Source organism: Methylosinus sporium (genome assembly GCF_003113265.1).
Classification (GTDB): Bacteria; Pseudomonadota; Alphaproteobacteria; order Rhizobiales; family Beijerinckiaceae; genus Methylosinus; species Methylosinus sporium.
This window is the reverse complement of record NZ_PUIV01000003.1, coordinates 86032-108262: the sequence shown is the minus strand read 5'-3', so window position 1 is coordinate 108262 and position 22231 is coordinate 86032. Positions and strand designations below refer to the sequence as shown.

Here is a 22231-nt window from a genome sequence, read left to right as displayed (position 1 = left end):
TCTCGGCTACTACCCTGTGATCGCTCTCGGCGGAAAGCCGGGCGAGGTCCGCGCCGCCGTCACGATAGAGGTCGCGCGTCCGCGATGACGTGCCGACCCACGCTGTCGCCTCCCATCGTCTCGAGATTTATTGACTTTGTCTAGTAATTTAGTCAACATATGCGCCGCCGTGAAACCCCGATTGCCTTCACCGCCGAGCAAACTGCGGGGCGCGGGGCAAAATGTAATGACGCATCGAGGCGCCGAGCATGTTCAGTCCCTCTTCCTTTTCGGTGGTCGTTACCGACAAGAAAAGGACCGGAATCGAGACCCTTTCCGGAGTGACGCCCGGAGCGACGAGCCGGGCTTCGGCCATGGTGTTCGAGGATTCCGTCTCCTTGCGGCTCAAAGCCGATCTGCATCGGATCGCGCCGAGCGACGCGACCGTTTTGATCATCGGCGAGACCGGAACCGGAAAGGAGCTGGTCGCTCGCTACATTCACGCCAATAGCGCGCGCAAGGACGGTCCCTTCCTCGCGGTCAATTGCGGCGCTTTCAGCGAGACGCTGGTCGAGGCGGAGCTGTTCGGCCATGAGAAGGGCGCGTTCACTGGCGCCGCGAGAAGCGAGACCGGCTGGTTCGAGGCCGCCCATGGTGGGACGCTGCTGCTCGACGAGATCGGCGATCTTCCGCCGCCCATGCAGGTGAAGCTGCTGCGCGTCTTGCAGGAGCGCGAGATCGTGCGCGTCGGATCGCGCAAGGCGCGGCCGATCGATGTGAGGCTGATCGCCGCCACCAATGTGAATCTCGAGGCGGCGGTGGCCGCGAAGAGCTTCCGCAAGGACCTCTTCTATCGACTCGCCATAGCGACCGTGAATATCGCGCCGCTGCGCGCGAGACGCGGCGACATCGAGCCGCTCGCCAATTATTTTCTGCGCCTCTATGGCGCGAAGCTCGGCCGCCCGATGCCCGTGCTCGCGCCCGAAGCCCTCGCGAAGCTGACCGCCTATCATTGGCCCGGCAATATTCGCGAGCTGGAGAATGTGCTGCACAATGCGCTGCTGCTGACGCAGGAGGCGCGCATAAGCGATGTGCCGATCGTCGAGGCGTTCGACGCGCCGCATGCGGAAGAGGTCGCCGATTTCGAGACGCGCCTGCGCAGCCTGCTCGAAACCGCGATAGCGCAAGGCGAGAAGAACCTCTTCGACCGCGTGACCCGTTCCCTCGTCTCGGTCGCTCTCGATCTCGAGCGCGGCAATCAGGTCCACACCGCGGAGCGGCTCGGCATGAGCCGCAACGAGCTGCGCACCCATCTCGGCCATATGGGCGTCATCGCGCCGCGCAAGAAAAATCGGCCGGAGAAAGCGCGCGAGGAGAAGCGGGCGCCGGCGCGAAGCGCGCCCAACATCGTGCGGCTGGGCTTTCAGAAATTCGGCACGCTTGCGGCCTTGCGGGCGCTCGGCTCGCTCGACGAACATCTTCGTCCATTCGGCTATCGGGCCGAATGGCGGGAGTTCAGCGCCGGGCCTGCTGTTCTCGACGCGATCGGTCGCGGCGAGATCGACATCGGCGTCACCGGCGAGGCTGCGACGGTTTTCGCTCTCGCGATGGGCGTTCCGTTCTATTATGTCGGCTATGAATCTCCCGCCCCGACCGATGTCGCCCTCGTCGTCGCCGATCCGCGCCTCTGCTCGATCGACGATCTGAGAGGCAAGCGCGTCGCTTTGAGCCGATGGTCGAACGCCGATCATTTTCTTACGACCGCGCTCAACATTCGGGGTCTATCGCGCGACGACATCGAGCCCGTCTATGTCCCTCCGACGCTCGATCTGCTCGAGGATTTGCGCGAGGGCGCCATCGACGCTTGGGCGATCTGGGAGCCTTTGTTGAGCGCCGCGCGCATGGGGAGCAAGACTCATGTGCTCCTCGATGGCTCCGGCTTCGTCGAGAATCATCAATTCTATGTCGCGCGCCGACACTTCGCTTGCGGCCAGCCGCAGATCGTCGACGCGATCCTCGCCCAAATCCGCGCGCTCGGCGCGACGCCGCGCGAGCGCGCCGAGGAAGAGCTCGGCGCCGTCGCGCGATGCCTGCATCTCGACCGGCAGGTGGCGCGACATTATCTGCACCGGCTCGATTTCGAGCCCAAGCCGCTCGATTTCCATGTCATCGGCCAGCAGCAGTCGATCGCCGACGGCTATTTCGCCGCGGGCCAGTTGCCCGCGCGCGTCTCGATCGAAGGCGCCGTTTGGCGAGGCGCCTGACGGCGCCTCGCGCTTTTGGCTCGGCGTGTGATCGATCGAACGATTCCATTCGATCGAAAGGCGCTTTCGCGTCAATATTTGGCGAGGATCGGCTGCGTCGCCGCGCCGCCGAAGCGCAGAGTGACGCCGACGCTCGCGAGCCAAGGATCGATGTTCGACTTGACCTTGACATAGATGTTCTGATTGAGCGCGGAATTATAGATCGTCGCATAGGCGGTCGGCTCCGCCATGATGCGCTTCAGATCGACATTCACGCCGATGTTGGGCGTGATCATATAATCGAAGCCGATCTGTCCCGCGACGCCGACCGAGGTTCCGATCTGCAGAGCGCGCACCGAATCATAGCCGGTGAAGCCGAGCGCGGTGCCGAGAGGCGTCCAGCCGTTGCCCGGGCTGTAGCCATAGGGAACCGCCCAAGTGACGCCGACGCCGATGTAGGGTTGGAAGGCGCCGAATTGGGTGAAATGATATTGGCCGAGCAGCGATACCGGCAGAAGATTGGTCGCGCCGACCGGAATGCCGGCGAGCGAGCCCGTCGCCGTCAGAGTGTGCCGCGTATAGCCGGCGATCGTCTCGACGGCGAAATGCTCGTCGAAATAATAGCTGAGATCGATCTCGGGAATGATCGATGTGGAGGCGTGAACGCCGGCGCCGAAGATCTGGCCGCCGGGAACGCCGGCTGCGATGCCGGTGACGGCCGGCACGGTTCCGAAGCGGTCGAAAACCGAAAAGCCGCCGTCGGGAACGATCGCCGTCGCGCGCAGCCTGATCTGGAAGGGCTGATAATCGACGGAGGATATCGTTGCTGGTTGCGGCTGCGCGCGCGACAGCAGATCGGCGGCGTAGGCGGCGTTCGCGCAGACGAGCGCGCTCGCCGCACCGATGACGCGGTACGGGAGATTCATCTTCTTTCCTCGAAATGCAGGGAAACGAAACGAAAGGCGAAGGCGCCTTTTGCTCGAGCAGTTTCCGATCCGAATGGATCGAAAACTGCTCCGGCTTTTCTTGATTTGGAGCGAATTCTGATCGATCGAACGATTCCGTTCGATCGGAAAGCGCTCTATTCGCCGCCTTCGTAGAACAGCTCGAGCGGCAGGCCGACCGCAGTCTTGCCGATCCAGTCGCGCGCGATGATGTTCGACGGCCCCATGCCGATGCCGGCGCGGGCGTCGCGGAAATAGCGCTCGAGTGCGCCCTTCTTGTAGCCGTAGCCGCCGGTGACGGTGAGCGCGGCCGCGGCGGAGAGATTGGCGGTCTCAGAGGCATGAACCTTGAATTCGGTGAGCGCGATCAGCAGCTCCGATTGCGGCTTGCCCGAAAACCACAGCACGTCGAGCCCCGCCGCGAGCTCACGCCGCCAGGGTCCGAGTGATTCGATCAGCACTTTCGGCTTGGCGAGCTCCTGTCGGATCGCCTGATAATCGGCGAGACGCTTGCTCGTGTCCTTGTGGATCGAATTCTTGATATGTCCCACCGCCGTATCGTGAGCGCCGCGGGCGACCCCTTCCCACACCGCGCCGAGGCCGATCAGATAGACCGGCGAGACGCCGTTGTAGATGATCTCCTTGCCTTGATTTTCCTCGCCGAGACGATTGCTCCGCGCGACCTTCACGCCCTCGTAGCGGATCGGACCGGAATGGTTTCCGCGCACGCCGAGCGCGTTCCACGGCCCGGGCGTGATGCCCGGCGATTTCCCATCCACGATGAAGAAGGAGATATCCGATTGATCGCGCGCGTCCGGCGTGCGCGTCTGCGTGATGTAGTAATCCGCCTTGCCGGAGGAGGTGGTGAAGGATTTTTCCGCATTGACGATATAATCATCGCCGTCGCGCGACGCCTGCGAGAAATTATACCACCAGTGACCGCCGGAGGCGCGCTCGCTGGTCGAGTAGGTTCCGAGCAGATATTTTCCGTCCTGCGGCTTCAGCCAGCGCAGCTTCTGATCATGCGCGCCATAGAGATTGATCGTCTGCGCGGCGCCGACATGCATCACATAGACGAGGCCCGTCGAGGCGTCCTTCTGTCCGATGCGATAGGCGGCCTCCGCGAAAGCCGTATGATCGAGTCCGAGCCCGCCATATTCCGGCGAGACCAGCGCGCGCGTCCATCCGGCTTCGGCGAGCGCATGGAGATTCTCGGCGGGGAACAGCGACTTCTCGTCATTGCGCTCCGCATTGCCGGCGATCACGGTCTCGATAACGCGATCGAGCCGTTCGAACGCTTCTGCTCTGTTGACTTCCGACATTTTCGTGCCTCAACTTATTCTGTCATTGCGGATCGAAGCGCAGTTCCGATCGACGAATCTGTTTCGAGACGCTCACGCGGCCAAGCGGGCTTGCTCGGCCTCGAGCGCGCGCACGAGCGGAATGACGCGCTTGCCGAAAAACTCGATCTCCTCCTGAAAATGCAGGAAGCCGAGAAGGACGAGATCCACGCCGACCGCCTTGAGATCCAAGATCCGCCGGGCGACCTCTTCCGGCGAGCCGATGAGATTGGTCTTGAAGCCGTCATTGTATTGGACAAGGTCCTCGAAGCTCGATTTCGCCCAATTGCCTTCGCGCTCCGGCGAAGCCGCACCGGCGTTCTGAACCTCGTGATGGAAAGCGCGAACCGCGTCCGGATCGGCATGGGTCAGAATGTCGTCCAACGCGGCGCGCGCTTCCTCGGCCGTGTCGCGCACGATGGCGAAGGCGTTGACTCCGATCTTCACCCGATGACCGCTCTGCGCGGAATTGGCGCGAATGTCGTCGACCTGTTTTTGAATGCCTTCGATCGTGTTGCCATTGGTGAAATACCAGTCGGAAACGCGCGCCGCCATGTCGCGCGCCGCGCGCGAGCTGCCGCCCTGGAATATCTCCGGCGGGCTGACCGGCTTCGGCTTCAGCGTGTAGGCGCGGAAGCGGTAGAAATCGCCCGCGAAGCTGAAATCGTCTTGCGACCACACGCCGCGCAAAACGCGGATGAACTCCTCCGAGCGCCGATAACGCTCGTCGTGATCGAGCCAATGTTCGCCAATCGCCTGGAACTCGCCGCGGAACCATCCCGAGACGATGTTCACCGCGAGCCGCCCACCGGTATACCAGCTGATCGACGCGACCTGCTTGGCGACGACCGCCGGATGCCACGGGCCGGGAAGAATCGCCGCGATCACATTGAGCTTCTCGGTCGCCGCGAGCAGCGCATGGGAGAAGCTCACCGACTCGTGCTGATATTCGGCGCCATAGCCGGCGGTGAAGCGGATCTGGGTCAAGGCGTATTCGAAGCCTGACGCTTCGGCGATCTGCGCGAGCTTGCGGTTATAGTCGATATCCCAGCTCGTGCGCTGCTCGACCTTGCTGATGACGAGGCCGCCCGAGACATTCGGAACCCAATAGGCGAATTTGATCGCCTCCGTTTTTTGATGCGCCGAAGGCGAAGAAGCGCCGCTCATCCTTAGTCTCCCTGGTGGCCCGCGCGCGCCGCCGATAGTCACGCGACCGCGCATCGATCATCTATGAATGAGCACGGCGCGTGCCACCCGATTTTCGGCCGGTGATTACGGTTTTCCGCATTATCACGGGGGACGGCGATTGCATTCGCAACAGTCGAGGAGCGGCGCTGCTGCACATGCAACAATGCGATTGCGATAGGCCGCGATCTGCCGAGTCCCGATCCGGCGCCTCGATTGCGATGCGCTTACTTCCGAGGCACGTCGAGAGGACCTTCGAATGACACGATCGAACCGCCCGCGGCATATCGTCGACATGCGCGCGCGACCATCATTCCTTCATTCCTTCTTCGGAGCGGAGCCTGGATCGGCCGACTTCGAAACCGTGCGCTGGATGAACCGCCGCCTGGGCTCCGAGGATATCGACCATTTCACGCGAGCGCCCGACCTTCCTTCGTTTCGTCGAGAACTCGATGCGGCGGAGATCGACATCGCTGTCATGGTGGGACGCAGCACGCCGAGCGTGCGGATTTCAAATGATGTGCTGGCGACGCTGTCTCGCTCGTCGGAAGGGCGCATGCTCGGCGTCGGCTCGGTCGACCCGCAACTCTTCGCCGGAAGAGGCGCGGCCGACGAGGCGGAGCGCTGCCTGAAGGAGCTTAAGTTCGCAGGCGTCAATGTCGATCCCGCTTTTTTGGGGGAGCCGATCTCTCACGACGACGCTACTTTGTTTCCCGTCTACGAAGTCTGCGCGGACTTCGGCGCGCCGGTCTTCATGATGTCTGGTCCGACGACGCCGGACCTACGGCGCAACGATCCGCTCGCCGTCGATCGCATCGCAAGGGCCTTTCCGACCCTTCCCATCATCTGCTGCCACGCCTTCTATCCCCGAATCGACGAGATGATCGGCGTCGCCTTTCGTAACGAGAATGTCTTCGTGTCGCCGGACATGTATCTCTTCGCGCCGGGCGGCCGGCGCTACGCGGACGCCGCGAGTGGATGTCTCGCGGATCAAGTCCTGTTCGGCTCGTCCTATCCGTTTCGCCCTCTCGGTCAGAGCGTCGCCGATTTCCTGCGCCTCGACTTGGACGAGGAAGTGATCGAGAAAGTCGCGTGGCGCAACGCCGCGCGCCTGCTGCGCCTCGATCTGGCATGAGCTGTTGCGCTTGCCGCAGAGCCGGGTCGGAATTGCTTCGAATGCAACAGCCGAAGGACAAAAAGACCGAGGATTCGAGGGTCGAGAGATTGGCCCGTCTTTTGCGGCCGCCGATTGCAAAAAAAGTCTCGTATGGCCGCGCTCGAATCGGCGAACAGGATCGGATCATGGAAGTCTTGTGGTACATTCCGACGCATGGCGACTCGCGCTATCTCGGCGCGGAGGAGGGCGCGCGGACGGCGACATTCGATTATGTTCGGCAGATAGCGGTGGCAGCCGACAGCCTCGGCTACTATGGCGTTCTCATTCCGACCGGACGCTCCTGCGAAGATCCGTGGATCGTCGCCGCGAGCTTGATCGAATCGACGAAGAGCTTGCGCTTTCTCGTAGCCTTACGGCCGGGCCTGGTGCAACCGGCGCTGGCGGCGCGCATGACGGCGAGCCTCGATCGTCTGTCGCGCGGGCGTCTGTTGATCAATCTCGTCGCCGGAGGCGATGCGAGCGAGCTCGCCGGCGACGGCCTCTTTCTCGATCATGCGGCTCGCTACGCCGTCTCGGCGGAGTTCGTGCGCGCATGGGAGGCGCTTCTTCACGCGAGCCACACAGATGAGAGCGTCGATTTTCACGGCGCGCATTTCGATATGGAGAAGGGGAAGCTGCTGTTTCCGCCGGTGCAGAGCCCGAGGCCCCCGCTCTATTTCGGCGGCTCCTCGGAGCCCGCGCACGAGCTCGCAGCGCGCGCTGTCGACACTTATCTGACATGGGGAGAGCCGCCCTCCGCGGTCGCCGAGAAGATCGCGGATGTGCGGCGTCGTGCGGCGGCGTTCGGACGCGCGCCCCGCTTCGGAGTGCGGCTTCATGTGATCGTTCGCGAGACGGAGGACGAAGCCTGGGCGGCGGCGGACTCCCTCATCAGCCGCCTGGATGATGGCGCCATCGCGGAGGCGCAGAAGACCTTCGCGAAGATGGATTCGATTGGCCAGAGGAGAATGCTCGAATTGCGCAAAGGCGGAGGGCGCACGCGCGCAGACCTCGAGATAAGCCCCAATCTCTGGGCCGGCGTCGGATTGACGCGGGGCGGCGCAGGAACGGCGCTCGTCGGTAATCCGGCGCAGGTCGAGGCGCGCTTGCGTGAATATGCGGCGCTCGGCGTCGACAGTTTCATTCTTTCCGGCTATCCGCATTTGGAGGAGGCCTATCGTTTCGCCGAGCTCATGTTTCCGAGGCTCGGAGTCGAGGCGCGCGGGACGTTGCCGGGCAAGAAGATCACCGGTCCGTTTGGAAGCGTCGCGGCGAAGCCCGACGCCGCGCCTTCGGCCGCGGCATGAGGAGCGCATCATAAATGTCTGACCGCATCGTCGAGATCCGCGCGACCGCTGTCGCGCTCGAGCGCCTGCTCGCCGCGCTCGCCTCGAACGCCGCCCAAAGGGACAAGCAGGGCAGCACGGCCAAGCACGAGCGCGATCTCATTCGCGACAGCGGCCTGCTGACCCTCTCCATCCCTCACGAATTCGGTGGCGGCGGCGCGGATTGGGTGGAGATATTCGCCATTATTCGGCGAATGGCGGCGGTCGACAGCTCGCTCGCCCATCTTTTCGCGTTTCATCATCTGATGATCGCCACGCTCCAATTCTTCGGGACAGCCGAGCAGACGCGGCGCGCCATGGAGAAGACGGTTCGCGAGAATTGCTTTTGGGGCAATGCGGTCAATCCGAAAGATTCTCGCCTGCGGCTGCGGCGGCAGGGCGAATCCTATCGGCTCGACGGCGCGAAGAGCTTTTGTTCCGGCGCGAGCGATTCCGACATGCTCGTCGTCTCGGCGCTCGACGATCTGGAAAAATTGAAGATCGTCGTCATTCCGACCCGGCGCGGCGGAATTCGGATTCACGATGATTGGGACAATATGGGGCAGCGCCAGACCGACAGCGGCTCCGTGTCTTTCGACGCGGTCGAGGTGCGTGAGGACGAGCTGCTCGTTTCGCCCGGGCCGCTCGGCTCGCCTTTCGCAACCCTGCGGCCATGTCTCGCGCAGCTCATTCTCGTCGCCATTTATGTCGGATTGGCGCGTGGCGCGCTCGATTCGGCCATCGGCTATGTGCGGGAGCTGCCGGGCGACGGCGTGGCGCGCATCGGCGGCGATCCGTTCACTCTCCATACGACAGGTGAGCTCTGGGCGCAGGTCTGCGGGGCGGAGGCGCTGGTCGATCGCGCCGTGCAGTCTTTTCAACGCGGCTGGACGCGCGGCGACGCGATCACGCCGCAAGAACGCGGCGCCATTGCGATCGATGTGGCGACCGCCAAGGTCGCGAGCGCCCGCGCGGCGCTCGACGTCGGCAGCCGCATGTTCGATATCATGGGCGCGCGCGCGACGACCGCCCGCGCCGGGCTCGACCGCTTCTGGCGTAATGCGCGCACGCATACGCTTCACGATCCGCTCGATCACAAGCTGAAGGAGCTCGGCGATTTCGCGCTGAACGGCGCCTATCCTATGCCTTCCTTCTATTCTTGAACGGAGCTGCGCCACAGCCGGCTTTCATAGCTCTCACACAGGAGACGACATGACCGCGATAAAGCTCGTCGCCGTATCCGGCGGCCTCGGACACCCATCACGCGCCGCTGCTCTCGCGCAAGCGATCACGGCGGAAATCGCCGCATCGACGGCGATCTCAGCCCATGCGATCTCGGTCGCCGATCTCGTCTCCGATCTCGCCGGAGTCGTTTCGGCAAAGGACGCTCCCCCGTCGGTGAGCGAAGCCGTGAAACAAATCGAGACCGCGGACGCGCTGGTCGTTACGACTCCGGTCTATCGCGGCTCCTACACCGGTCTCTTCAAGCATCTCTTCGATCTCGTCCATCACGAGGCGCTGATCGGTACGCCCGTTCTGCTCGCCGCGACGGGCGGCAGCGATCGACATTCATTGGTGATCGATCACCAATTGCGGCCCTTGTTCGCCTTTTTCCAATCACTGACATTACCTGTCGGCGTCTACGCCAATGACAGCGATTTCTCGAATTATGAGGTGAGCAGCGACGCCCTGAAGGAACGCATCAGGCTCGCCGTCACACGAGGGATAGAGCATTTGAAGCACTGACGGTAGCTGCGCTTCACTTCACTGGAAGCCTGATCCCTATCGGCGGAGTGGTTCTGGAGCCGTCGTGATGAGCCTCGCCTTCGCCGTTTTCAAAGAGAAGTCGCGTCTGGAAGCCTTCTCGACCATTTCTCGATCATCGACGACCCGCGCGAGGCCTGGCGCGGCGCGCATCCGCTTCGCGAGGTTCCCCGAACAGTCGATGAAGCTATTTCGGACGATGACGGACATGCGGCTCTTCAAGTGACGGGCGCAGGGGAGGGGGCGTCGACAGGGGCGCAATCGCCTGTCGATGGGCGCCTAGAAGTTCGCAGTCAGGAGAGGCGCGGCGTGTTTCGGCGCGGCCGGACGAGCAGGAGGAAAAAGCCAGCGGTGCGCGATGGGCATGAAAAGCGAAGGCTTTGCATAGGCGTCACGCAGTTTGCCGATCGAGATGCGACCGCATCACCAGTTCCGAATAGGCTCGTCCTTGCGCCATGAGTTCATCGTGCGCGCCACGCTCGATGATCCGGCCCTTTTGCAAGACGATGATTTGATCGGCCTGCCGCACCGTCGAAAGGCGGTGGGCGATCGTGATGGTCGTGCGTCCCTGCGATAGCGCAGCCAGCGCAGACGCCATGGCGTGTTCTGTCTTGGCGTCGAGGGCGCTGGTCGCTTCGTCGAGCAGCAGGATCGGCGGATCGCGAAGAATGACGCGCGCGAGCGCCAGCCTTTGCTTCTCGCCGCCCGAAAAGCGATAGCCTCGCTCCCCGACCAGCGTCTCATAGCGGTCGGGCAAGGCCATGATCGTCTCGTGGATCTGGGCGATGCGCGCGGCCCTCGCGAGCTGATCGTCGGACGCTTCCGGGCGGCCGAAGCGCAGATTGTCGGCGACGGTCGCATGGAGCAGATAGGGTTCCTGCGTCACGACGCCGAGCATGTCGGCCAGCGTCTCGAAGCGAAGCGCGCGAATATCGACGCCGTCGAAGGAGATGACGCCTGCGTCCACGTCATAGAGTCGCGCGAGGAGATAGCCGAGCGTGGTCTTGCCGGAGCCGGTCGCGCCGACAATGGCGACATGGCCGCCGGCCGGAATGTCGATGGAGATATCGCGCAGAGCGGGAGTCGCGGCGCCAGGATAGAAAAACGAGACATTTGCGACCCGGACTGCGCCGTGCATATCCGCCCGATCGAGCGCGACTGTCTCGGCGGCTTGCGTAATCTCGACCGGTCTGTCGAGATAAGCGAAGATCCGCGCGAAGAGCGCGCGGGTCGTTCGCATCTCCCGCGCGATTTCCAAAAGCTGCTCGAGCGGCCACAACAATTGCTCCTGCAGCGCGATCATGGCGACGAGCGTGCCGATTGTGATCGGCGTGTCGGCCTCTATCAGCAGTCCGCCGACCAGCAGCGTCAGCGCCGGAAGCACGGAGAGCGCGAGGTTGATGAGCGCCCATTGCCATTCGCCCGCCGTATGCGCGCGAGCTTCGAGCTTCGCCACCTCTCCGGAGAGGCTCGAGAAGCGATGCGACAAATGCTCGCCGCGGTTCATCGTTCTGGCGAGGATCACGCCGGAGATCGAAAGCGTTTCTTGTATGGCCGACGACATGTCGGCGATGCGCTCCTGCTGCTCGAAAAGCAGCCTTTCGCGCATTCGCGCGACCCGATTGCTGATCGCCACCGTTCCGGGAACGATCAGAAAGACGAAGAGAGCCAATCGCCATTCGAGCAGCAGGATCGCCGCGGCGGTCATGACCACTGTGGCCGAAGATCGCGCCAGCTCGTTCGCGCTGGTGGTCACGAGCGATTGCAGCCCGGATATGTCGCTGGCGATGCGCGATTGAATTTCTCCCGCGCGCGTCGCCGTGAAGAAGCCGAGAGACAAGGATTGAAGGTGCGAATAGACCCTCACTCGCAGATCATGCATGATCGCTTGCCCGATCCCGACCGACAATATCACCTGCGCTGTGCTGAGGCTGGTCGACAGGACAGCGACGAACAGCAGGCCGACCACCAGCGCGACGAGCTGATGCAGATCGGAACGGGGCAGAGCCTCGTCGATGATTGCGCGCAAGAGAAAAGGCGACGACATGCCCGCGCCCGCGCCGAGGAGCATCAGGGAGGCGACAATTGCGATCTTGGCGCGGTAAGGCCTGAACAGCTCGAGAACGCGGCGCAGAGACACATGCGTTGCAGCGACTTTCTCGTAATCGTTATCGGGTCGGTCCATTGCAGGTGTGGCGGTCATTCGATTGTCCATGGTCGTTCGATCAGCGTCGTGGCGGCGCCGTCATTCGGCCGGCGCGTCGCCGCCGAAGCGATCGCGCGCTCGGGCGAGCGGCAGAACGATCTCGAAGATCGCGCCGCCGGCGGCGGAGGCTCTGTATTGCGCGCGGCCGTGATGCGCCTCCGCTATGGCGCGCACCACGGAGAGGCCGAGGCCCGCGCCGCCATGTCGACGCGAGCGTGAGGCTTCCGCCCGGCTGAATGTGTCGAACGCATGGGGCGCGAAGTCGGGCGCGAGGCCCGGCCCCTGATCCTCGACGGCAATCACGAGTTCGTCCTCCTCCGCTCGCGTCGAAACGCGCAGGAGCCCCGGCGTCGCATAGCGCTTTGCATTCTCGAGAAGCGCGAGCAGCGCCTGCCGCAATCGAACGCCGTCGCAGGCCAGGACGATTCGGCGGGTATCGAGCTCGATCGTGAAGCCGGCCTCTACGAGAGCGGGTCGCATGGCGTCGACGGCCTGTCGAATGTCCTGCTCGAGATCGGTCGGCTCGAAACGCATCTCCAGCCGGCGACTCTCCGACAGAGTGACGATGCGCAGATCGTCGACGAGACGCGACAATCCTTCCACCTGCGACAGGAGATTGCGGAACAATTCGTCGCTCGGCTCGAACACCCCGTCGGCGAGGCCGTGCAGCCGCCCCCGCAGGATCGTCAATGGCGTGCGGAGCTCATGCGCGATCGCCGCGTTCCAGGAGGCCATCGCCGTGACGCTGTTCTCGAGGCGTTGCGCCATCGCATTGAAGTCGTCCACCAGTCGAGCCGTTTCGCCGAGCGATCTGTCGCCGGGCGAGGCCCGCGCCGTGAGATCGCCGGCGGCGATCCCGCGCGCGCCTTCGGCGAGCGAATTGAGAGGAACGAGAATCCGCTTCGTCAGGCGAAGCGCCGCGAAGATCCCGATGACGAGAGTGAAGAGAAGCAGGACCGCGATCAGCACGAAGTCCGGCGCCTCGGGAAGAAGCGGCGGCGGCCCGGGCGGCGGCGGGTAGTAGGTCAGATAGACGCCATAGAAGACAAAGGAGCCGACGAAGACGATCATCACGGCGACGGCGACGACAGCGCTCATCGACAGCGTGATCTGTCGGCTCAAACGATGGCGGCTCATGGCGCCGCCATCCGATAGCCGACGCCGCGCACGACATTCATCAGGCCGGTCGCGCCGGCCTCGTCGAGCTTGCGGCGCAGATTGCTCATATGACTGTCGACGGTCCGCTCCAGCGCGTCGCCGCCGGGCAGACAGGCGTCGACCAGCTCGCCCCGGCTGAACGCGCGCGAAGGCGATTTCGCCATATGGGCGAGGAGCCGGAATTCCGTCAGCGTCAGGGGCAGCGTCGCCGCGGCGTCGCCGTCTCGCACCCTGGCGAGAAAGCTTTGAAGATCGATCTCGAGCTTGCCGATGCGCATGACCTGACTGTCGGTCCGCGCATTGGTCCGCCGCAGAACCGCTTTGACGCGCGCGACGATTTCCGCCGGATTGAACGGCTTCACAACATAATCGTCGGCGCCGAGACGTAAGCCCTGCAGGCGCTCTATGTCCTCGTCGAGCGCGGTGATCATGATGATCGGCGTGTCGCCGCGACGCCGAAGCTCGGCCAGAGTCTCCCAGCCGTCCACATTCGGCATGTTCACATCCAGTAGGACGATGTCCGGCTTCAGAATCGCATGTTGATCGAGCGCGATCCGGCCATCCGCCGCGCTCACGGTTCGCAACCCTTCCCGCACCAGATAGGCTTCCAGAATCGCGGTGATTTCTGCTTCGTCGTCGGCGATGAGTACGAGTTCGTTCATGGTCGAGTTCTCGGCTGCTTGCTGGCTGGCCTCATATTGTTTCCCGCACATCGGACAATGTCGTCCTGCGGAACGACTTTGGTCACGCGTCGAAATTATGGCCGAATTTTCGGTTGTTCGAGTCGCTCCTAAATTTCCTGCAAAGAAATGGGTCTGCAGTAATATTTGGTCGATGACTCGAAAGCTTCGTGTGCCGGCATCGACGAGCTGCCGAACATTCCAAGATCCAGGCAGGGCTTCTCCATGCAAAATCGTCCCACCAATTCGTCGATATGCGCCCGTTGCCTTTCACGTCGCTCGTTCTGCGATTTCGCCGATATTAAGGGTAAGACGAAACCCTCGCGTGCGCGTAATCCTCCGCGTTCGAGCCAAAAGGCGTCGTAATCGGCGCGCATTCGCCGGCGCTGCCAACAGGCGTCGGCATTGATCGAATGCGTGTCATTGGATACGGCGAGGATCCGCCGGGCGCCCAACGCCCGGGCCAAGGTCGTCGCCGCCAGAAAGACCGCCATTTTGGGACGCAACCCCCAGAGAGACCGCGTTGCTTTCACGATCTGCGCCTTGGCGTCCGGCCCGCAATGCGACGATGGCCCTTGCAGTCCCCCGATCAGAACGGAAGGCGTCCCGTCGTCTTCGTTTCCAAGCACAAAGGTCAACGTCGCAAGTTTGAGACCGTCCGCTGTGTCGCTCAATACGAAACTCAACTCCCCCTCTTTGTAGCAATATTCCGGGCTGCGGAGCGACAGCCGATAAACTTCACCGTTCTTGCCGCATAGGAGGCCGAGCTCTGCGTCACATATTCCCCAAGAAACGGCAATCAAAGATGGAATAGCGTCGCAAATTAGGCTATAGTGATCTTTCAAAATCGACACCCGCTCGGAGCAAGAGAGGCCAAACATAGCGTAATTGAAAAGCGGCTTTCTGATACATTGTGCCGGAGCCGCTCCAAATGGATGCTTGTCTTTAAACTCGTCGAGAAAGTTCAGCCAGGCCGCCGAGGCGCGAATATCCTGCAACGACGATAGGCAGAATATTCCCGCTCGGAATGTCGATTCGTTTGCTGCGATCACGCAGACGTGTCGCCATATCGTCCGCATTGCTTCTTGCACCACGCCTCCGGACAAACGACCGTTTCGATATGGCTTCACGGGCTTCGTCAGCAGTTCGAGCCGACGACGAGTCGATGAAGATCGACCTCAATTATCAGTAACGAAACACACACATTACAGCAATCATTTGTCCGGCCAGACCGATGGTCTCCATCAATTCTCCATCAAACCTGCACGATCCACGAACAGCGGCGGCGTAGGTCATGATCGAAGACAAAAAAGACGCCCCGGCGCCGTCCAGGGCGATCCAGCAACGACCTCGAAAGCGCGCTCATGGATATTCGCTCGGCGATCGCCATCTCCACCGCCGCCGCCACGCTCGCCGGATGCGACTTCGATTCCAACGACCGAAGCAAGGCGTCTGTGCGGCCCGAAGTGAGCGTCGTCACCTTGCATCCTCGAAATGTCGCCGTCGTCTCGGAGCTGCCCGGCCGCATCGTCGCTTCGCTGGTGGCGGAAGTGCGGCCCCAGGTCGCGGGGATCATTCAGAAGCGGCTGTTCCAGGAGGGCGGTGAGGTCGCCGAGGGCGCGCCGCTCTATCAGATCGATCCGGCGCCTTATCGCGCCGCGCATGACAGCGCCGTCGCCGCCTTGCAGAAGGCAGAGGCCACTGTGCCCAGCGCTCGAGCCAAGGTCGAGCGCTATCAGGGACTGATAAAAAAGAACGCCGTCAGCGCGCAGGATCTCGAGGAGTCCGTAGCCGCGCTCGCTCAGGCGCGAGCCGATGTGGCGACGGCTCAGGCGAATGTCGCCAGCGCGAAAATCAATCTCGACTATACGACGATCAAGGCGCCGATCGGCGGCCGCGCCGACAAATCCTCGCTGACGCAAGGCGCGCTGGTGACGGCCGGTCAGGCCGACACGCTCACTACCATTCGCACGCTCGATCCGATCTATGTCGACCTCGCGCGATCGAGCGCGGCTATGCTCGATCTGAGACGGGCCATAGACGAGGGCCGCATCCGAACGTCGGAGCGCGAAGTCGATGTGAAGCTGAAGCTCGAAAATGGCCGGGTCTATCCACTGGCCGGACGGCTCGAATTCACCGAGGCCAAAGTCAGCCAGACGACCGGAACCGCGACAGTGCGGGCGGTCTTCCCCAATCCGTCGCGGCTGCTGCTGCCGGGAATGTACGCCCGGGCGATCGTCGAGGAAGGCGTCGCGCCCGGCGGCTTCCTCGTCCCTCAGCGCGCGGTCGTCCGCAACGTCAGGGGGCAGGCGACGGCGCTGGTGCTCGGCAAGGACGACAAGATCGAGGAGCGCGTGCTCTCCGTCGGCAGGACGGTCGGCAATAACTGGTTGGTCACGGCGGGGCTCGGCGACGGCGACCGCGTGGTTGTCGAAGGCTTGCAGCTCGTGCGCGCCGGGCAGTCGGCGACAGGCGTCGAGGTCGTGATCGACGAGGCCACCGGCGAGCTGCGAGAGCGCGAGCCGACGACGGCGAAAATCCAGGCGAAAGGCTGACGCGCGTGATCTCCGCATTTTTCATCGCCCGTCCGATCTTCGCCTCGGTGATCGCGATCGTCGTCATGCTCGGCGGCCTGCTGGCGCTCATCGGCCTGCCGGTTTCGCAATATCCGGAGATCGCGCCGCCGACGATCCAGATCACCGCCAACTATCCGGGAGCCGATGCGCGAACGGTCGAGAATTCGGTGACCAAGATCATCGAGCAAGGCATGACCGGCCTCGATCATCTCGACTATATGACCTCGACCTCGACCTCGACCGGCCAGGCCGACATCACCCTCACCTTCACCAACGCCGCCAATTCGGATGTGGCGCAGATGCAGGCGCAGAACAAGCTGCAGCTCGTCACCGCACTGCTGCCGACCATGGTCCAGTCCAATGGCCTCACCGTCACCAAATCGTCGAGCGCCTTTCTGATGGTCGTCGGCTTCGTCTCGACCGACGGCAAGATGACCGGCACGGATCTGTCGGATTACGTCAAGAGCGCGCTCAACGACACGCTGAAACGGGTCGAAGGCGTCGGTAACACGCAGCTCTTCGGCGCCGGCTATGCGATGCGCATTTGGCTCGATCCAGACAGGCTCGCCGAATATGCGCTGAACCCGAGCGATGTCGCGAGCGCGATTCAAGCGCAGAACGCGCAAGTGTCGGCAGGACAGCTCGGCGGTCTGCCGGCGCGCAGAGGGCAGCAGCTCAACGCCACCGTCACGGCGCAGAGCCGCCTGCAGACGCCGGAGCAATTCCGCGACGTCATCATCAAGAGCGCCGCCGATGGATCGCTGGTTCGCATCGGCGATGTCGCGACCGTCGAGCTCGGCGCCGAGGACTACGTCAGCGCCTCCACCTACAATAGCGCGCCGGCGACCGGCCTCGCTATTAATCTGGCGATCGGCGCGAATGCGGTCCGCACGGCCGCGGCGGTGAAGGCGGCGATCGATCGGCTCGCGCCGACGTTTCCCGAAGGAATGAAGGTCGTCTATCCCTACGACACGACGCCTTTCGTCAAAATCTCGATCGAGCAGGTGACGCACACGCTGATCGAGGCGATCGCACTCGTCTTTCTCGTCATGCTGGCCTTTCTGCACAATATTCGCGCCACGCTCATTCCGACGCTCGCCGTGCCGGTGGTGCTGCTCGGAACTTTCGGCGTTCTGGCGGTGGCGGGATATTCGATCAACACGCTCACCATGTTCGCCATGGTGCTGGCGATCGGACTCCTGGTCGACGACGCCATCGTAGTGGTCGAGAATGTCGAGCGCATCATGCATGAGGAAGCCTTGTCGCCACGCGAGGCGACGGTCAAATCCATGAGCGAGATTACCGGCGCGCTCGTCGGCATCACGACGGTCTTGTCCGCGGTCTTCGTGCCGATGGCCTTCTTCGGCGGCTCGGTCGGCGTCATCTATCGCCAGTTCTCGGTCACGATCGTTTCGGCCATGGCGCTGTCGGTCGGCGTCGCATTGATCCTGACGCCGGCGCTATGCGCGACGCTTCTTCGTCCGCCGAAGCCGGGCGCCGAGAAGGCCGGCTTGTTCCGCTGGTTCGATCGCAACATGGAACGCGGCGCCGACGCCTATCGAGACGGCGCGGCCGCTGTTCTGAGGCGCCCGAGGCGCGGCTTCGCGGCTCTGGCCGTGATGACGATCGCGGCCGCCGCGCTGTTCACGCGCTTGCCGAGCTCGTTCCTGCCGCAGGAGGATCAGGGCTATCTGATGGTCAGCGTGCAGCTGCCTGTCGGCGCGACCAGCGACCGCACGGAGCGCGCGCTCGATCGTGTGACGCGCTATTTTCTCGATCAGGAGAGCAAGGCCGTCGATGGCGTCATGACGGTGAGAGGCTTCGCCTTCAGCGGCGTCGGCCAAAATGTCGGCATGGCCTTCGTCGGCCTGCGCGACTTTTCGGAACGCAAGGCGTCCGACCTGTCGGCGACGGCGGTGACGGAGCGCGCGACGGCCGCGCTCACCGGCATTCGCGACGCGCAGGTCTTCGTGCTGGCGCCCCCGGCGATCGAGGGATTGGGCACGAGCAGCGGCTTCGATTTCTATCTCGAAGATATGACCGGCGCCGGCCACGAAAAGCTCTTGGCCGCGCGAGACCATTTGCTCGCAGACGCCGCGCGAAGCAGGCTCTTGAACGGCGTGCGGCCGAACGGCCAGGACGACACGCCGCAATTTGCGATCGAGGTCGATCAGGATAAAGCGAGCGCCCTCGGCGTCGGCCTTTCCGACGTCAACGCCACGCTGTCGACGGCATGGGGCGGCGCCTATGTGAACGATTTCATCGATCGCGGCCGCGTCAAAAAGGTCTATCTGCAATCTGCGGCCGATTTCCGAATGCAGCCGGACGATCTCGACCGCTGGCATGTCCGTGCCGCGTCGGGCGAGATGGCGCCTTTCTCGTCCTTTGCGTCCGGTCGCTGGGCGTTCGGCTCGCCGCGTCTCGAACGTTACAACGGATCGCCCGCCGTCCAGATTCAGGGCGAGGCGGCGATCGGCGCCAGCTCTGGCGACGCCATGATGGAGATCGACCGTCTGGTCGCCGGTCTGCCGTCTGGATTCGCTCATGAATGGACCAGCCTGTCGCGGCAGGAGCGTCTCTCGGGCAATCAGGCCACGTCGCTCTATGCGATCTCGGTCCTCGTCGTCTTCCTATGCCTCGCCGCGCTCTATGAGAGCTGGACGGTCCCGCTCGCCGTCATGCTGTGCGCGCCGATCGGCGTGCTCGGCGCGCTCGTTGCGGCGCTGATGTTCGGACAGGCCAATGACGTCTATTTCAAGGTCGGCCTGCTGACGACCATAGGGCTCGTCGCCAAGAACGCCATTTTGATCGTCGAATTCGCCATCGACCATCAAAGGGCGGGCATGGATGTGATCGAAGCGACGCTGCTCGCGGCGCGCCAACGGCTGCGCCCGATCGTCATGACCTCCTTCGCCTTCATTCTCGGCGTCGCGCCGCTCGCTTTCGCCGGCGGCGCCGGTTCGTCCGCCCAAAACGCGATCGGCGTCGGCGTCATGGGCGGCATGACCGCGGCGACGGCGCTCGCCATCTTCTTCGTTCCCCTGCTGTTCGTCGCCGTGCGTCGGATATTCGAGGGCGAGCGCGAATGGATGCGCCGATGAATGCGGCGGAAACGGACGAGAGATGGCCGGGAAGAGCGGGCAGCTTCGTCGAAAAAAGCGAGGCCATGGCCTGGACAAATTTTAAACGGCGTAGCGCGGCGTCGTGCGCTTATCAGGGGAAAGATTATCGCGCCAACGACAAATCCGAGGCAATGACCCTCGACGCTGACGAGTTCGTGCGCCGCTCACTCATGCACGTCTTGCCCGAGGGGCTTCGGCGCATTCGTCGTTTCGGGTTTCTCGCTAACGCCCGCCGTGCCCAGAAGCTCGCCCATATCCGCGCCGCTCTCGATATTGTCGATCCGCCGCGGAGCGTCGAATCCGCCGATTATCGCGAGCGCCACGTCATATGGTCTTACGATCTACCTGCTCGTTCCTTAACTGTGCTAGCAGGATTCCGCCACTCCGCGAGCGCATGCGCCTATCGGTGACAGCAAAGGAATCAGGTGGACGAATTCGGTCCCGGGATGATCGGCGTGTCGAATGATCTGTCGCCCGACGGCGAGCATCAACTCGCCCCTGAGCGGTGCCGCTGCCGGAATTGGGCCGGCCCTTCGCCGGCGATCTGCGCGAACGCCTTCGCGAAGGCGCTGAGGGACGCATAGCCCACATCGGCCGCGACGTCGGTTATCCTTCGACCCTGGATCAACAGTCCCATTGCCATCTGAATCCGCGCTTGGCCGAGCCAGTTCTGCCATGTCAGTCCCGTCTCGCGCGCGAACAGGCGGCGGAACGTGCGTTCGGAAAGAGCAGCGTGGCGGAGGGCTTCGGTCAATGTCGCGGCGGCGAGGTCGGCCGAGGCATAATCCAGGGCGCGGCGGATGGAGGGGTGCGCCGCGCTCGGCAAGAACAGCGGAAGCTCACTTTGCAGCCACTCGCCGCACAGGAGCGCCAATGCGCGTAGGAAGGCGTCCGCGAGCGGATCGGTCTCGCTGGCGCCGAGCGGCCAGCGGGTCGCGAACAGGATCATCTCCCGCATCAATGGGCTCGCGACCACGATCCGCACATGCCGCGAGCGATCCTCGACGGCTTCCGGCGAAAAATGCAATGAGGCGCCGCCGCCATCCGTGATCAGGGAGCGATGTCTCGTTTTCGCCGGTATCCAGACAGCCCGGCCTTGCGGAAGAATATGGAGACCGCGATCCGTCTCGATCTGGGCGACCCCACCCGCAGCATACATCAGTTGATGGTAGTCGTGCGCGTGCCAATCGTAGAGGATGTTGCAGGCGGCGCCCAAGAATGCGAAGCCGATGCCGGTGGGCCGATCGAGCCCGTGGGCGTGTATGGCGTTTTGGGTTTCGGCGTCGTCCAAGGCTCGCATGGCCGATATCCGCTCAACTATGGCCGTACAGCGTTAGTCGGCCAAGGTGGCGATGTCTATAGTCCCCTTTGATCGAGGAGGATGATATGACCGTCGCCACGCACAATCAGCGCATCGTCGACCAGTTCACCCGCTGGGCCAAGCCCTTCTCCGAACTGCCCATTCACGCGGAAGCGGACGCGATGGCGCGCACGCTCCGAGCCTGCGCCCTGACGCCGGACACGGACGCGCTCGATGTGGCCTGCGGACCCGGCATCCTCGCCTGCGCGCAGGCGCCCCATGCACGCGCCGTGACCGGCATCGACATCACGCCCGCCATGATCGAGCAGGCGCGAGCGCGGCAAGCCGCAGCCGGGCTGGAGAACATGGCCTGGCATGTCGGCGATGCGACCGCGCTACCCTTCGAGAGCGCGAGCTTCGATCGGGTGACGACGCGGTACAGCTTCCACCATATGCGCGATCCTGCCGCCACGCTCGCGGAGATGGTTCGCGTTTGCCGTTCCGGGGGGCGCATTGTCGTCATCGACGCGACGCCCTCGCCGGAAACCCAGGCGGCCTATGACGCCATGGAGCGATTGCGCGATCCGTCCCATACGAGCGCGCTCACCCTGGAGCAGCTCCGAGAGATCGGCCGGGAGGCGGGACTGCGCGAGGTCGTCGTCGACGGCTATCGGCTGGAGGCGGAGCTCTCCACTCTCGCGGATCCATCCGACATGCCGGCGCTGGCGGCGATGTTCGATGCCGACATTGCCTCTGGGCAGGATCGCATCGGCGTTGGAGCTCGGCGCACGCACGCTGGCATCCTGTTCCATTTCCCGGTGTCGATCGTGGCGTGGGAGCGTTTGGACGGCAAGCGATGACGATACGCTTTTCGACGCGCTGGGCGTCCTGCGAAGATCTTCCCGCACTGCGCGCGCTCATGGCGCTCGCCATTGACGCCTCGCAGGTGGGATTCCTCTCGCCCGGGCAGATAGCGGCAAGCCATGCGCGCCCGGGCGCGCCAGAAGCTGGCGCCCGTCACCGAGGTGGCCGACTCGGATCGTCACGCCATAGCGGTCGCCGCTTTTTCGTTCCGCTGAGCGCCGGAGCAAGGTCGCTGGGTTGCGCCATGCACGGGCTGAGGTGGAGCGCGACATAGGACCGCTTGTCGACGATGAAGGATCGCCAGAGTGAGTCAGTGACGCGGCCGGCCGGCTCCAAGGTGGTGGACACCATGTGAACGCCACCTTGGAAAAGCGAAAGGCCACCTTGCG

Annotated in this window: 17 protein-coding genes and 1 pseudogene; 10 read left to right on the top strand and 8 right to left on the bottom strand. The window is 63.5% G+C overall.

Features of this window, described 5'->3' with window-relative positions; all coding sequences use genetic code 11:
- Positions 1 to 248 precede the first annotated feature (248 nt).
- On the top strand, positions 249 to 2243 hold the full coding sequence (locus tag C5689_RS03695) for a sigma 54-interacting transcriptional regulator (RefSeq protein WP_108915921.1): 1995 nt from the start codon (positions 249 to 251) through the stop codon (positions 2241 to 2243).
- Between the two features lie 71 nt (positions 2244 to 2314).
- Here the strand turns inward: C5689_RS03695 and C5689_RS03690 are convergent, their stop codons facing one another.
- From C5689_RS03690 to sfnG, 3 genes are all read right to left on the bottom strand, one after another.
- Positions 2315 to 3148: an OmpW/AlkL family protein gene (locus tag C5689_RS03690; protein WP_108915920.1), complete on the bottom strand. Its 834-nt coding sequence runs from the start codon at positions 3146 to 3148 to the stop codon at positions 2315 to 2317.
- A gap of 155 nt (positions 3149 to 3303) precedes the next feature.
- Positions 3304 to 4488 carry an acyl-CoA dehydrogenase family protein gene (locus tag C5689_RS03685; protein WP_108915919.1) on the bottom strand — a complete coding sequence of 395 codons (1185 nt, stop codon included), beginning with the start codon at positions 4486 to 4488 and terminating at the stop codon, positions 3304 to 3306.
- 72 nt (positions 4489 to 4560) lie between these two features.
- A complete protein-coding gene (gene sfnG, locus C5689_RS03680; RefSeq protein ID WP_108915918.1) occupies positions 4561 to 5673 on the bottom strand; it encodes a dimethylsulfone monooxygenase SfnG in 1113 nt (370 codons plus the stop codon).
- A gap of 391 nt (positions 5674 to 6064) precedes the next feature.
- Here sfnG and C5689_RS03675 point away from each other — a divergent pair, with 391 nt between their 5' ends.
- The 5 genes from C5689_RS03675 (at position 6065) to C5689_RS18330 (ending at position 10162) form a co-directional block, all read left to right on the top strand.
- Entirely contained in the window at positions 6065 to 6826 is a 762-nt protein-coding gene (locus C5689_RS03675) for an amidohydrolase family protein (protein WP_244594572.1), read from the top strand.
- Between the two features lie 167 nt (positions 6827 to 6993).
- The gene (gene ssuD, locus C5689_RS03670; RefSeq protein WP_108916011.1) at positions 6994 to 8154 is read left to right on the top strand and encodes an FMNH2-dependent alkanesulfonate monooxygenase; all 1161 of its coding nucleotides are present in this window, start codon (positions 6994 to 6996) and stop codon (positions 8152 to 8154) included.
- Between the two features lie 14 nt (positions 8155 to 8168).
- Positions 8169 to 9335 carry an acyl-CoA dehydrogenase family protein gene (locus C5689_RS03665; RefSeq protein WP_108915916.1) on the top strand — a complete coding sequence of 389 codons (1167 nt, stop codon included), beginning with the start codon at positions 8169 to 8171 and terminating at the stop codon, positions 9333 to 9335.
- Between the two features lie 49 nt (positions 9336 to 9384).
- Complete coding sequence (gene msuE, locus C5689_RS03660) at positions 9385 to 9918, top strand: FMN reductase (RefSeq protein WP_108915915.1); 534 nt, start codon at positions 9385 to 9387, stop codon at positions 9916 to 9918.
- Between the two features lie 67 nt (positions 9919 to 9985).
- A complete protein-coding gene (locus C5689_RS18330; RefSeq protein WP_158271738.1) occupies positions 9986 to 10162 on the top strand; it encodes a hypothetical protein in 177 nt (58 codons plus the stop codon).
- A gap of 165 nt (positions 10163 to 10327) precedes the next feature.
- On the opposite strand, the gene C5689_RS03655 is transcribed toward C5689_RS18330, so the two are convergent.
- From C5689_RS03655 to C5689_RS03640, 4 genes are all read right to left on the bottom strand, one after another.
- Positions 10328 to 12139, bottom strand: coding sequence for an ABC transporter ATP-binding protein (locus C5689_RS03655; RefSeq protein ID WP_244594571.1), 1812 nt, complete (start codon positions 12137 to 12139; stop codon positions 10328 to 10330).
- Positions 12140 to 12181: 42 nt separating this feature from the next.
- Positions 12182 to 13279, bottom strand: coding sequence for an ATP-binding protein (locus C5689_RS03650; protein ID WP_108915913.1), 1098 nt, complete (start codon positions 13277 to 13279; stop codon positions 12182 to 12184).
- Positions 13276 to 13962 carry a response regulator gene (locus C5689_RS03645; RefSeq protein ID WP_108915912.1) on the bottom strand — a complete coding sequence of 229 codons (687 nt, stop codon included), beginning with the start codon at positions 13960 to 13962 and terminating at the stop codon, positions 13276 to 13278. Before C5689_RS03645 ends, C5689_RS03650 begins: the two co-directional genes overlap by 4 nt.
- 128 nt (positions 13963 to 14090) lie before the next feature.
- Positions 14091 to 15074, bottom strand: coding sequence for a DUF535 family protein (locus C5689_RS03640; protein ID WP_108915911.1), 984 nt, complete (start codon positions 15072 to 15074; stop codon positions 14091 to 14093).
- 270 nt (positions 15075 to 15344) lie between these two features.
- On the opposite strand from C5689_RS03640, the gene C5689_RS03635 reads away from it, so the two are divergent.
- The 3 genes and pseudogenes from C5689_RS03635 to C5689_RS03625 form a co-directional block, all read left to right on the top strand.
- Positions 15345 to 16535, top strand: coding sequence for an efflux RND transporter periplasmic adaptor subunit (locus C5689_RS03635; protein WP_108915910.1), 1191 nt, complete (start codon positions 15345 to 15347; stop codon positions 16533 to 16535).
- Positions 16536 to 16543: 8 nt separating this feature from the next.
- The gene (locus tag C5689_RS03630) at positions 16544 to 19657 is read left to right on the top strand and encodes an efflux RND transporter permease subunit (RefSeq protein WP_108916010.1); all 3114 of its coding nucleotides are present in this window, start codon (positions 16544 to 16546) and stop codon (positions 19655 to 19657) included.
- Positions 19658 to 19767: 110 nt separating this feature from the next.
- Positions 19768 to 20007, top strand: a pseudogene (locus C5689_RS03625) (transposase); the annotation flags it as partial.
- A 158-nt stretch (positions 20008 to 20165) separates the two neighbouring features.
- Here the strand turns inward: C5689_RS03625 and C5689_RS03620 are convergent.
- Positions 20166 to 20978, bottom strand: coding sequence for an AraC family transcriptional regulator (locus tag C5689_RS03620; protein ID WP_108915909.1), 813 nt, complete (start codon positions 20976 to 20978; stop codon positions 20166 to 20168).
- A gap of 86 nt (positions 20979 to 21064) precedes the next feature.
- Here C5689_RS03620 and C5689_RS03615 point away from each other — a divergent pair, with 86 nt between their 5' ends.
- Entirely contained in the window at positions 21065 to 21838 is a 774-nt protein-coding gene (locus tag C5689_RS03615; protein WP_108916009.1) for a class I SAM-dependent methyltransferase, read from the top strand.
- Positions 21839 to 22231 lie beyond the last annotated feature (393 nt).

Coding starts and splice junctions, on each gene's coding strand:
- sfnG (WP_108915918.1), bottom strand. CDS start 5,673: ATGAGCGGCGCTTCTTCGCCTTCGGCGCATCAAAAAACGGAGGCGATC.
- C5689_RS03675 (WP_244594572.1), top strand. CDS start 6,065: ATGAACCGCCGCCTGGGCTCCGAGGATATCGACCATTTCACGCGAGCG.
- C5689_RS03645 (WP_108915912.1), bottom strand. CDS start 13,962: ATGAACGAACTCGTACTCATCGCCGACGACGAAGCAGAAATCACCGCG.
- C5689_RS03655 (WP_244594571.1), bottom strand. CDS start 12,139: ATGACCGCCACACCTGCAATGGACCGACCCGATAACGATTACGAGAAA.
- C5689_RS03665 (WP_108915916.1), top strand. CDS start 8,169: ATGTCTGACCGCATCGTCGAGATCCGCGCGACCGCTGTCGCGCTCGAG.
- C5689_RS03620 (WP_108915909.1), bottom strand. CDS start 20,978: ATGCGAGCCTTGGACGACGCCGAAACCCAAAACGCCATACACGCCCAC.
- C5689_RS18330 (WP_158271738.1), top strand. CDS start 9,986: ATGAGCCTCGCCTTCGCCGTTTTCAAAGAGAAGTCGCGTCTGGAAGCC.
- C5689_RS03615 (WP_108916009.1), top strand. CDS start 21,065: ATGACCGTCGCCACGCACAATCAGCGCATCGTCGACCAGTTCACCCGC.
- C5689_RS03650 (WP_108915913.1), bottom strand. CDS start 13,279: ATGAGCCGCCATCGTTTGAGCCGACAGATCACGCTGTCGATGAGCGCT.
- C5689_RS03690 (WP_108915920.1), bottom strand. CDS start 3,148: ATGAATCTCCCGTACCGCGTCATCGGTGCGGCGAGCGCGCTCGTCTGC.
- C5689_RS03695 (WP_108915921.1), top strand. CDS start 249: ATGTTCAGTCCCTCTTCCTTTTCGGTGGTCGTTACCGACAAGAAAAGG.
- C5689_RS03635 (WP_108915910.1), top strand. CDS start 15,345: ATGGATATTCGCTCGGCGATCGCCATCTCCACCGCCGCCGCCACGCTC.
- msuE (WP_108915915.1), top strand. CDS start 9,385: ATGACCGCGATAAAGCTCGTCGCCGTATCCGGCGGCCTCGGACACCCA.
- C5689_RS03685 (WP_108915919.1), bottom strand. CDS start 4,488: ATGTCGGAAGTCAACAGAGCAGAAGCGTTCGAACGGCTCGATCGCGTT.
- ssuD (WP_108916011.1), top strand. CDS start 6,994: ATGGAAGTCTTGTGGTACATTCCGACGCATGGCGACTCGCGCTATCTC.